This is a genomic window from Streptomyces sp. ADI95-17 (assembly GCF_003846175.1).
GTDB classification, from domain to species: domain Bacteria; phylum Actinomycetota; class Actinomycetes; order Streptomycetales; family Streptomycetaceae; genus Streptomyces; species Streptomyces sanglieri.
In genome coordinates, this window is the sequence record NZ_ML123046.1 from 932,846 (window position 1) to 944,381 (window position 11,536).

Below are 11,536 nucleotides of genomic sequence, written 5' to 3' on the forward strand. Positions count from 1 at the left end.
GCTCCGCCGCCGCACCGCGGTCAGCCCCGGGGGAACGGGGGCTGCGGGACCGCGGCGTCGGACGCCGGGCGCTCCTTGCGGACGAAGGCCCGGCGCAGCCCGTGGTACGGGTGGTGCGGGTCCGCGAAGATGCGGTGCATGCGGACGAGTTCCGCCTCCCGGTACGGGGCCAGGTCGACCAGGTCCCGCTCCTCCTTCTTCGCGTGGATCCGGGACTGGGTCGCGGGCAGGGCTGCCAGGCGGGTCGCGAGGGCGCCGACTTCCGCGTCGAACGACTGGGGGGCGCACGGGATCACCCTGTCGACCAGCCCCAGCCGACAGGCCGCGGCGGAGCTGACCGGCAGGGCGTCCCGCATGAGCCGGCCGGCAGCCGGCGCCCCCACCCGCCGCGGCAGCGTGTACGTCCAGTACTCCGATCCGTACAGCCCCATCAGGCGGTAATGCGGATTGAACACCGCGCCCGCCCTGCACCACACCTCGTCGGCAGCGAGGGCCAGCATCACCCCGCCCGCCGCGGCGTTCCCGGCCACGGCGGCGACGACGAGCCGGTCCGTGGTGGTCAGCACCGCCTCCACCAGGTCGTCCATGGCATTGATGTTGGCCCAGGACTCGGCGCCGGGATCGGCCGCTGCCTCGATCACGTTGAGGTGGATGCCGTTGGAGAAGAAGTCCCGGCCGCCGCCGAAGACCAGCACCGAGGTGGGCCGGGAGCAGGCGAACCGGTAGGCACACAGCAGGCGTTGGCACTGCGCCGTGCTCATCGCGCCGCCACGGAACGAGAACGACAGGAAGCCGGTCCCGGCCTCCTCCCGGTAGCCGATCTCGGACCAGGTGTCGTCGCCCCGGGGCCGGTGCAGCGGAGCCGGCCGCTCGGGTACGGCGGACAGCCGCCCGGCCAGCGCCGAGGTGGCGGGGAGCTTGAAGGTGGCCGGGCCGCCCGGCTCCCGCCGTGGCCGCAGCTCGGGGATCCACACCGCGCCGTCGGTGGTCGCCCGGCAGATCGCGCCGTCCCGGGTGGCCACCACATCCCCCGGACGCCCGCCCAGCCGGGACTCGGGATACCCGCCGTGCAGGAACCACTCACCGCCCAGCAACTCGTCGAGCACACCGGGCTGGGAGTCCGCCGCCCGGAGTCTGCGGACCACCGTCGCGGTGGAGTCCGACCGCCAGTCGATGCGACGCAGCGACTGGCGGAACAGGGGGCGGCAGCCTCCGCCGGCGCCGGAGGCCTGCGGCGCCGGGGTGTACGTCCCCGACGCGAAGCGCCCGACCGCCAGGAGCACCGCCTGCACGGCGGCGTCCGAGATCTCGTTGCGGTACAGGTCGCTCTTGCCCACCGGGGGCAGCGGACAGGCCACGGAGGCCCAGACGTCGCCCGCGTCCATCTCCGCGTTCGCCTGAAGCACGGTGACGCCCCAGCGGTCCGCTCCCTCATGGACGGCCCAGTCCAGGGAGGAGGGCCCGCGGTCGCCGACCGGCCCCGGATGGACGACGAGACAGGTGTGGACCGACCAGACGTCCCTCGGGATCGCGGTCTTCAGGTACGGCGCCACAACAAGGTCCGGGCACTCCCGGCGGACGGCCTCCCGGACCGGGTCTTCCTCGTGCGCGAGCTGCACGGCAACGGAGTGCCCGTGGTCTCTCAGCTCCACCTGGACACGTTGGGTAAGGCTGTTGAAGGCGCTTGCGACAAGCAGGATGTGCACGGCGATCTCCCGGTGGCTGCGGTTCGTCCTGATCGAGCGTGGGCGTGGGCTCTTGCTCAGCGGGACTCACCCGGCGGGAACATGCCGGGAATTCACCCGAGCGCACAGAGCGGGCAGGGGCCGACGCGCTGTTTCGCTCACCGGATTCACAACGTCGGGCCGGACCGCAGTCCTGTTCGTGCGCTGCGAGCAGTTGGCACCGTCGGCTTCTGTCCGGCAGCGGCAAATCGGCCCCTGCGCCCCCCGGTGCCCTGGCGGTTGCCTCGACAGAGGTCGGTGGATACGAACAGGAGCAATCCCGACAGGCAGGTGCGGTTGAGCTTCTTCGGCCGATGAGTCGCTTCGGCGGGACGGGCAGGGGCACGGGGCGGCAGCCGCCTGACCGGCCTGCGGACCATTCGCATACGGCTCTTGAGGACACAGGCCCCTGTCGCGGCAGGAGTTGCCGTCGAAGACGGCGCCGACGCCAGAGTGACAGAGACGTCTGCCTCGCATCCGCGGAAGCACTTTCCACGCAACCTGGTTCGGGATCACTCCGCCGTTCACCGTCACCGGGGTCGTGATCGCGGGGGCGTTCGTGGCGATTCCGCTCCTGGTCATCAGTGCCGAGGGCACGCTGAGAACGGCCGGCCGACCCGCGTTTGCGCAGTCAGGGTCTTGGCGGAGGGCGCCGGGTCGAGCGCCGCGGTCACCAGAGACGTGGCCACCGGTCTCGGCCCGGAGAACGGCGGTCCCGCCCGGCCTCGGCAGGAGGGCGTCCCGGCAGGCCTGCACGCTCAGTGGGGCGAGAAGAACGCGGGGCCGTCACAGCAGCCCGCTGCTCCGCACCCCCTGCGGCGTATGCTTGCGCCGGTCAGGGGAGGAGGCGTCATGGGGCGGATGCCGTCGGCGCAGCGGCGCAGGCAACTGGTCGAGGCCGCGATCCGGGTGATGGCCCGCGACGGCGTCGCGAAGACCACAACGCGGTCCGTCGTGGCGGAGGCGGGTGTCTCGCTGAGCGTCTTCCACTACTGCTTCGAATCCAAGCAGGAGTTGCTCGAAGCGGTGATGGACACCATCTCCGAGCACTCCGAGTCGGACGTCCTCACCACGCTCATCCGCAGGCCCACCCTGCGCGAGACGGTCCGCGCAGGGCTCCAGGCGTACTGGGATCATGTGCTGGCCAATCCCGGCGAGCACATGCTGACGTACGAACTCACCCAGTACGCCCTGCGGGAGCCCGGCTACGAGCATCTCGCCCGGCGGCAGTACGAGCGCTATCTCGCGGCACACACCAAAGTGATCCGCCAGCTCCCCGCGGTCCTCGGCGTGGAGCTGACGGTGCCCGAGCCCGCGGCGGCCAGGTATCTGGCCGCGCTGACCGACGGGCTCACCCTCAACTTCCTCGTGCTGGGCGACGAGGAGAAGGCGGGCGACGTGCTGGACATCGTCGCGGACCAGATCCTGACGTTGGTGCGGGAGTAGCTCAGCGGCTGTACACCGCTGCCTCGTTGACCGAGTAGCCGTACTTGGTGGCCCGCGTCACGCCGTGGATACGGACGTACCGCGCCTGCACCGGGCTGAACACCGCGTTGTCCAGTCCGCCGTCCCCGCTGTCCGTGGACCACACCGACCGCCACGTGGTCCCGTCGTCCGAGACCTCGATCCGGTAGGCACGCGCATAGGCCTGTTCCCAGTCCAGGGAGACCTTGCCGACCGTACGGGAGCCGCCCAGATCGAGCTGCAGCCACTGGTCGTCCGACCAGCCGCTCGCCCACCTCGTGCCGGTGTCGCCGTCCACGGCCTTTCCGGCGGCGTAGCTGGTGAACGGGTTCCACTCCGTTTCACTGGCGCTCGCCGCGGCGCCGGCGGCGAGGTTGGGTTCGGGCTTGTGGAGTTCGGTCGCCTGCCAGGTGCGGAGGTAGGACTCCGCGCCGCCGAGCAGGTCCTGCACGGTGTCCTTGCCGCCGCTGAGCCGGATCTGCTCGATCCAGTCGGGCACCATGCCTACATGGGCCGCACCGTCGGTGTTGAAGTCCCAGGTGCGTTGGCCGGTTTGCTGACGGTCGACGACGGAGCCGCCGTCGGCGCTGCGGAAGGGGTACTTGACCGCGTTGGGGGCGTCGGGTCCGACCGGTCCCGGCCAGCCGCCGACGCCGTTCATGTCGGTGCCGTAGCCGAGTCCGACACCGTACTTCTGGCGCAGTGTCCTGGTCCCGGCGGACTCCTTGGCGAAGCTGTCGGCGTCGGACATGTACGAGGCCTTGAAGCCGCCGAGGCGGTAGACGCGTTCCAGCCAGCCGTCGTCCATCCAGCTGTGGCTGGAGAGGACGCCGGGGTAGTTCGCCGACTCCAGCAGGTCCAGTGCGCGGCCGGCTGCCTTGACGCTCATGTGGTCGGCCTCGAACATCATGTTGCGCTTCATCAGCCCCTTGACCGCGTACTCGCCGAGGCGGGTCAGCCCACGGGTGTTGCACTGCGCGTTGCTGTCGTATGCGGGCACCTTGACCCCGGCGGGCAGCAGCTTGGTCACCTCGGCCGGGGCGGCCACGTTGCCGGAGGGGTTGTCGTGCTGGGTACCGCTGCACTTCTCCGTGGTCCAGAAGGTGCCGGTGGAGAGGAACTGGCCGATGTTCACGGCCGTTCCGATGGTGCCGGAGTCCATCCGCACCCCGCACAGGGCGTTGTCGAACTTGTGGCACAGGAACATGCTGCGCACACCCAGCTTGTACAGCTCGTCCAGACCGCTGTCGATGTCGGCCTGGCTGCACTGGGGCACGTCGAGGATCTGCTTGCAGCCGAAGGGCTCCGAGGTCTCGACGCCGAGCACCACGGCGAGCTTGCCCTCCGCGACGACCTGGCGGGCCTGGGTGGAGTCGGTGACGATACGGAAGAAGCCCTTGCCCGTTCCGCCGTAGATCTTGTCGATGTAGTCCTGCATCTCGTAGGTCTTGCGGGCTTCGAGACGAATGGCGTCCATCTCGTTGCAGCCGCGGTCCCTGACGTAGATCGAGCACAACAGTCCGTTGGTCACCAGGTCGTTGACAAGGATGCGCTGGCCGCCGCGCCAGGCACGCTCCAGCCACGCGTAGTAGTTCTGCTGGTGGCTCAGGGAGTTGTGGGCGGGCCAGGACTTGAACGTCGGCCAGCCCACCGGGTCGTGGTGGCCGTCCGAACCACCGGTGACGTTCTCGAAGAGGGCGAGCGAGCCGTCGGGATAGTGCTCGGGGCAGTCCGCGAGGGCGTCGGCGATCCCCGCTTCGGAGAACGGCTTGCCGCAGATGATGCGGCCGCCGAAGCCCTCGTTGGACATCACGTGATTGTGCGCGTCGACGAAGCCGCGGACCCGGCCCTGGCTGTCCGTGCCGTGGAAGGGTTCGCCGGTGACATCGATCTGTGAATCGGCGGCGGGTCGTGCCGTGGGCTCCCACCAGGGTGTGTCGGCGCCGACGGCCGGCGGGGAGCCCACGCCTAGAGCCAGCAGGAGGGTGACGACAACGGCAAACAGTCCACGTCTGCGGAGGAGAGTCATCCGGGCTACCTTCGATGTCCGGGATGGGCGCGCTAACTTACTCGCGCGTAGGTCCAATCGAGGATGGCGCGAACCTGACAACCAGTCAAGGGTCCGGGACAGGTGACCTATTTGACAGTCCGTCAGTTACTTCTGCCGGGAAGGCCCCCTCGGGCGGCCTGCTGGCGGGGCCGGGGCGGGGCGGCCCCTGGGTGCTCCACGAGTCCCGGGTGTTCGAGAGGCATCCCGGCCGCGGAGGCTCCGAACCGCTCCGGAATCCGCCCCTCGGCGGCGCGCCGGCGGCGCACGCCGGCCGCCCACATTTTGCCCGACCGTCACCTCGGCCCACTTTCCTCCGGCCCGGGTCCTCTTGAATACTCCGTCTGCCCCTCTTCGTGGACGGACATCGCCGAAGCAACAGGAGGACCCCCACAGCCATGACCGAAATCAATCGGCGTCGCTTCCTTCAAATCGCCGGAGCCACCACAGGGTTCGCCGCCCTGTCCGGCTCCATCGACCGCGCCGCGGCCATCCCCGCGGCTCGCCGCAGCGGAACCGTCCAGGACATCGAACACATCGTCGTCCTCATGCAGGAGAACCGTTCCTTCGACCATTACTTCGGGTCGATGAAGGGCGTCAGGGGCTTCGGAGACCCCCGCCCGGTGACCCTGCCCAGCGGCAAGCCGGTATGGCACCAGACGGGCGGCGGCAAGGAAACCCTGCCCTACCACCCCGACGCCGACGACCTGGGCATGCAGTTCATCGCGGGCCTCGACCACGACTGGGCCGGTGGCCACAGCGCGTTCAACAACGGCAAGTACGACAACTGGATCCCCGCCAAAGGCACCGGCACCATGGCGTACCTGACACGGGACGACATCCCGTTCCACTACGCCCTCGCCGACAAGTTCACCGTCTGCGACGACTACCACTGCTCGTTCATCGGCGCGACCGACCCGAACCGCTACTACATGCTCTCCGGGCACGTCGGCAACGACGGCACGGGCGGCGGCCCGGTCCTCGGCAACCAGGAAGCAGGCTACGGCTGGACGACGTACGCCGAACGCCTTGAAAAGGCGGGCATCTCCTGGAAGGTGTACCAGGACATCGGCGACGGCCTCGACGCGGCCGGCGGCTGGGGCTGGATCGACGACGCATACCGCGGCAACTACGGCGACAACTCCCTGCTGTACTTCAACAACTACCGCAACGCCAAGCCCGGCGACCCCCTGTACGAAAAGGCCCGCACCGGCACGAACGCCAAGGCGGGAGAGGGATACTTCGACATCCTCAAAGCCGACGTCAAGGCCGGCAGGTTGCCGCAGATCTCCTGGATCGCAGCCCCCGAAGCGTTCTCCGAACACCCCAACTGGCCCGCGAATTACGGTGCCTGGTACATCTCGCACGTCCTTGACGCGCTCACCTCGAACCCCGATGTGTGGAGCAGGACCGCCCTGTTCATCACATACGACGAGAACGACGGCTACTTCGACCACGCCGTGCCGCCGTACCCTCCGGCTTCCGCCGCCCAAGGCCTGTCCACCGTCGACACCGCACTCGACCACTACAAGGGCAGTATCGGATACGCCGCAGGTCCCTACGGCCTCGGACAGCGTGTTCCGATGATCGTTGTCTCACCATGGTCCACCGGCGGATACGTCTGCTCCGAGACCTTCGACCACACCTCGATCCTGCGCTTCATGGAGAACCGGTTCGGTGTCAAGGAAACCAACATCTCACCATGGCGGCGCGCCATCTGCGGTGACCTCACATCCGCCTTCGACTTCTCCCTCAAGGTCACAGAACCGGCCGACCTGCCGGACACCGCGGGCTACACCCCGCCGGACCGCGACCGCCACGACAGCTACGTACCGAGGCCACCCGCCCAGGGTGCCCTGCCCCGCCAAGAGGCAGGGGCCCGGCCGAGCCGTCCGCTCTCCTACGCTCCCTACGTCGACGGAGCCGCAGACCTCGCTTCCGGCAAGTACAAGCTGACGTTCAGTGCGGGAGACCAGGCGGGTGCCGCCTTCCAGGTGCGCTCGCAGAAGCGCACCGACGGCCCGTGGACGTACACGACGGCAGCCGGGAAGCCCGTGTCCGACAGCTGGAACTCTGTCTACTCCGCTGGCGGTTACGATCTCACGGTCCATGGCCCGAACGGTTTTCTGCGCACTTTCGAGGGCAACAACAAAGTCGCCGAGCCAGAGGTGACGGCACGTCATGACGCCGGCAGTCTGAAGCTCACCATGACCAACCCGTCGACCGCCGACGCGCACCTCACCGTGACCAACGCGTACGGCGGCGAGCGCCAGACCTTCACGGTCCGCGCCGGCGCCACCGTCGTGCAGAGCATCGACCTGCGTGCCACCAAGCGCTGGTACGACCTGACGGTCGTCGTCGACGGCAACACCGGATACCTGCGGCGTATGGCCGGGCATGTCGAGAACGGACAGGCCGGCGTGAGTGACCCGGGCATCGCAACCGTGTGAGCCCCGCACTCGGCCGGGCCGCTCACCCTTCGCGGGGGGCCGCCCGGCCGGGTGCCCCCGTTGAAGAGGCATTGCTCGAAGGGATCCCGGAATCTCTCAAGGAGTGGGAGAAGATCACCGTCGACCTCGACCAGGCCACCTCCTTGGCCACCAACGGTCTCCCTCTCGGCCCGGACGTGTACGTGACCGACCCCGAGTTCTCGTTCCTGGGCCAGGAGATCGAGAGGTTCGGCGTCCATGTCGAATACGTGGAATTCTCCATCACCCGTTCTCTGGGAGGGTCGTTTCGATGTGGCACTCAACCACTTCTGAGGAAATTCTGATCTTCCATATGGTGATGCGCGAATTGGCGCCCGCACCGATTTCATCGATATCGACGGCGAACTCTGTCTCGACGGCCGAACGATCGACGAACTGATCGACGAACTGATCGACGAACTGATCGACGAACTGATCGATGAACGGATTCTCTCGCCTCTGACCGCGCCGGGCCGAACGGGTGACACTCTGCGTCAACCCGCACTCATCGCCCGCGACCTTCTTGACAGCTTTGCGCAAATTTTGCCCTGCTCTGTCCGGCTGGTGATGTCCTGGACCGCTTTCGTGGCCGGTGCCGGGTCGGTGGGGCTCCGTCGTGCGGGGCACGGGAGCGGCTACGGGCTCTCTGTTCGTCACCCGCTTTGCTCTGCCGTACTGCCCTGCGGCTAGTTTGTGTGCAGGACAGGTACAGGTACGCAGGCCCGTGGCGGCAGAGGTGCACGGGGGACGGGAGGTCGGGAAGAGTGTCGCTGCGCGGAGGTGATCCAGCCGAGATCGGCGGTTATCCGCTTGAGGCGCGGCTCGGCTCGGGTGGCATGGGCACGGTCTTCCTGGCCCGTACGAGCTCGGGGCGACCTGTCGCGATCAAACTGATCCACCAGCAGTTCGCGGGGGACGACGAGTTCCGCATCCGTTTCCGGCAGGAGGTGGCGGCGGCGAGGCGGGTGAGCGGCGCGTTCACCGCCGCCGTGGTCGACGCTGCCCCTGATGCCGAGCAGCCGTGGATGGCGACGACCTATATCGAGGGGCACACGCTCGCCCAGCACATCGCGGCCGAAGGCCCGCTGAACGGAGCGGAGCTGAGGAGGCTCGCCATCGGGCTGGCGGAGGCGCTGCGCGACATCCACCGGGTGGGGGTCGTCCACCGTGATCTGAAGCCTTCGAACGTCGTGCTCTCGCCCGAGGGGCCGCGCGTCATCGACTTCGGCATCTCGCGCGCCGTGGACCAGCAGACGCTGACGATGACAGGACGGGTCATCGGTACGCCGCCGTTCATGTCGCCGGAGCAGTTGCAGGCGCCGCGTGGTGTGGGACCGCGGTCCGATGTCTTCTCGCTGGGGACGTTGCTGGTGTACGCGGCGACGGGTCACGGGCCCTTCGACGCGGACAGCCCGTACATCACGGCGTATCAGGTGGTGCATGACGAGCCGTCGCTGGGTGCGGTGCCGGCGGCCTTGCGCGTGGTCGTCGAGCCGTGCCTGGCCAAGGAGCCCGAGGGGCGTCCCTCGGCGGACGAACTCCTCGTGCTGTTGCGGGACCTGCCGGCCGATCTCGGCGAGACCGGTGGGACCGAGGCGAAGGGGGTCGGCGCGGGCCGCACCCGCGACATGATCACCCAGCATCACTTCGCGACGCCGGCCACCCCGGCGCCGAATTCCCCGGCCATCGCCCACGCCGGTCCCGGTGCAGGGAGCACCGGAACCTCGGTCGGCCGTCGTCTGCGTCGCCGATGGCGTCCCGTGCTCGCGGCCGCGGTCGCGGTGGCGGCGATCGGCGGGGGAGTCGCCGCGCTGGCAGCGGGCGGCTTCGGGGCGAACCGCGGAGACAAGGGCAACAACGTCGCGGAGCCGGGTCTCGCGCTTCCGGAGGGTTTCGGGCCGTGGCGCAAGACTGTGCTGGGCGGCAGCGAGGACACCCCCGACGAACTGCGTTGCGTCGCACGCGGCGACGCACTGTTCTGCGGGGGCGGCGGTGTCGTCGCGACCCGGATCAGAGCCTCGGACGGATCCCGGGTGTGGACGGCGAAGAGCCCGGGCGTCCCTGTCCAGGGCATGCACCTGGTGGGCGCCACCGATGACACGGTGCTCGGTTACCGCTTTGCTGCCCAGGACGACCCGCAGGGCCCTCCCAGCGAGGTGGTGGCCATCGACGCCAACGATGGCCGGGAGTTGTGGTCCGTGCCGTCCGGCGCCCAGTCGCAGGCCGTCACGGGCCGGACTCAGGACGCCATGGTGGTCGGCTCCGCCGTCGTGACGGTCGACGCCTACAACTCCCGCTTCGAGGCCCGGGACGCGCACAGCGGCAAGGTCGCCTGGAAGAGGCCGTTCCCCTCGGGCACACAGTGCGCGCCCGTCCTGGTGGGCGCGCAGCTCCTCGCGATGTGCGCGACGGACGAGGAGGTGGACGACTTGGCGGTGCGGCACTCCACCCTGTACGCGGTCGACCGCGCCTCCGGAACACTGGGCAGGCCCATCGCGGTTGACGGCCCCGCCGTGCCGATGGGTGTCGCCGACGGCAGGCTCGTACTCCTGCAGCAGCACATGGAGGGGACGGCGCTGGCCGGCTACGACGGAGTGGCGCGGGTCGACCCGGCCTCGCGGAAGGTCACGTACTCCCGGCTGCCCGAGACGTACTCGGGGACGCCAGGCATGGCGGACGGCACCCTCTACGTGAGCGGGCGGACGGGTCTGGTCACGGCGCTCGACCCCGCGACCGGCCGGAAGAAGTGGTCCCGGCAGATGGGCGTGGAGGGCGCTTCGGGTCCCGTGGCGGGAGCCGACGCGCTGTATTTCAGCTCGGCAACCGGCCGGGTGGTCGCGCTGTCGCCGCACGACGGCAAAGCCCTGTGGACAACGGATCCGCAGGCCGACGGTCTGACCGGCGAGGAGGGCGCAAGCCCGCGCGTGACCGTGGTGGGGGGCGCGCTGGTCGTGGCCGCGGCCAAGAACACACTCTTCGCCTTCGACACGCAGAACCCGCCGAAGGCGGGCTGACCCCGGCGGAACCGGCCACCGGCCGCGTTCCCCGCCGTGTGAACCCTTCAGCGGCTCACTCGGTCGTCTGCGCAGCGAGTTCGCACCTTGAGCGAGATCGCATCTTGTGCGAGTGCGCCGCTCCAGGGCCGGATCCCGCGTTCGGCTGCCTGGACGGAGCGTTGGGCGTCGCGCTTGAGCCAGCCCGGACCTGGCGCGAGCCTTGTCGTCCGCGCACACCGGCTGCCCCCGCCACACCCCCGCTGCTCGTGGGCACAGGCTCCCACGCCGTCGCAGCCGCCGTCCGGGCCGGCGCCCCGCGGTGGCGGGCCCCGTGCCCAGCCGGCCGCGGCACGGCGGACCGCAGCTTGCGTGCGCCCTGCCTGGTGCCTGGATGATCCACGCCGCCGGTTGTCCAGATGTGACAATCTCTCGCTTTCGAATCGGTCGACTCCTGTTCTGATTTCTCCTCCGGGCGCTGACATGATTCCCATGGAGCGAGTAAGGCGCTATGTAGCATCTGCACAATTCAAGGAGGCTGGTGTGTCCGGGAACGGTCGTGTGGTGGTGACGGGAGTCGGTGCGATGACGCCGTTGGGAGCCGATGCACCGTCGTCGTGGTCGGGGCTGCTGGACGGCAAGTCGGGGGTGCGTTTCCTGGAGGAGGAGTGGGCCGCGGACCTGCCTGTGCACGTTGCTGCTGGGCTCACGGTGGACCCCGCCTCGCTGCTTCCGAGGGTCGAGGCCAGGAAGCTGGACCGCGGTGAGCAGGTCGCCGTCCTCAGTGCGCGCGAGGCCTGGCAGGACGCCGGTGCTCCGCAGGTCGAGCCGGTACGGCTC

At 69.3% G+C, this 11,536-nt stretch carries 7 protein-coding genes and 1 pseudogene; 5 read left to right on the forward strand and 3 right to left on the reverse strand.

The genetic code is table 11. The features are described from left to right. Positions 1-20: 20 nt before the first annotated feature. Positions 21-1,706, reverse strand: a complete 1,686-nt coding sequence (locus tag EES42_RS17965; protein WP_124719198.1) for a hydrogenase maturation protein — start codon at positions 1,704-1,706, stop codon at positions 21-23. A 520-nt stretch (positions 1,707-2,226) separates the two neighbouring features. Between EES42_RS17965 and EES42_RS46185 the strand changes: the two are divergent. Then, a pseudogene (locus EES42_RS46185) lies at positions 2,227-2,334 on the forward strand (molybdate ABC transporter permease subunit); the annotation flags it as partial. A 242-nt stretch (positions 2,335-2,576) separates the two neighbouring features. Continuing rightward, positions 2,577-3,170 (forward strand): TetR/AcrR family transcriptional regulator, encoded by a 594-nt coding sequence (locus EES42_RS17975; protein WP_124719199.1) that lies wholly within the window; start codon positions 2,577-2,579, stop codon positions 3,168-3,170. Between the two features lies 1 nt (position 3,171). Here the strand turns inward: EES42_RS17975 and EES42_RS17980 are convergent, their stop codons facing one another. Then, on the reverse strand, positions 3,172-5,217 hold the full coding sequence (locus tag EES42_RS17980) for a galactose-binding domain-containing protein (protein ID WP_124719200.1): 2,046 nt from the start codon (positions 5,215-5,217) through the stop codon (positions 3,172-3,174). A 416-nt stretch (positions 5,218-5,633) separates the two neighbouring features. Between EES42_RS17980 and EES42_RS17985 the strand changes: the two genes are divergently transcribed. Then, positions 5,634-7,685 (forward strand): phosphocholine-specific phospholipase C, encoded by a 2,052-nt coding sequence (locus EES42_RS17985; RefSeq protein ID WP_124719201.1) that lies wholly within the window; start codon positions 5,634-5,636, stop codon positions 7,683-7,685. A 261-nt stretch (positions 7,686-7,946) separates the two neighbouring features. Here the strand turns inward: EES42_RS17985 and EES42_RS17990 are convergent, their stop codons facing one another. After that, positions 7,947-8,243 carry a hypothetical protein gene (locus tag EES42_RS17990; protein ID WP_124719202.1) on the reverse strand — a complete coding sequence of 99 codons (297 nt, stop codon included), beginning with the start codon at positions 8,241-8,243 and terminating at the stop codon, positions 7,947-7,949. Positions 8,244-8,467: 224 nt separating this feature from the next. Between EES42_RS17990 and EES42_RS17995 the strand changes: the two genes are divergently transcribed. Together EES42_RS17995 and EES42_RS46190 are read left to right on the forward strand one after the other, a co-directional pair. Next, positions 8,468-10,717 carry a serine/threonine-protein kinase gene (locus EES42_RS17995; RefSeq protein WP_124719203.1) on the forward strand — a complete coding sequence of 750 codons (2,250 nt, stop codon included), beginning with the start codon at positions 8,468-8,470 and terminating at the stop codon, positions 10,715-10,717. 564 nt (positions 10,718-11,281) lie between these two features. Further along, positions 11,282-11,536, forward strand: a 255-nt coding sequence (locus EES42_RS46190) for a beta-ketoacyl synthase N-terminal-like domain-containing protein (protein WP_277426131.1), incomplete at its 3' end; no start/stop codon positions are given.

Excerpts from the sequence above, each read along its gene's own strand:
- EES42_RS17975 (WP_124719199.1), top strand. The coding sequence starts at position 2,577 with ATGGGGCGGATGCCGTCGGCGCAGCGGCGCAGGCAACTGGTCGAGGCC.
- EES42_RS17980 (WP_124719200.1), bottom strand. The coding sequence starts at position 5,217 with ATGACTCTCCTCCGCAGACGTGGACTGTTTGCCGTTGTCGTCACCCTC.
- EES42_RS17985 (WP_124719201.1), top strand. The coding sequence starts at position 5,634 with ATGACCGAAATCAATCGGCGTCGCTTCCTTCAAATCGCCGGAGCCACC.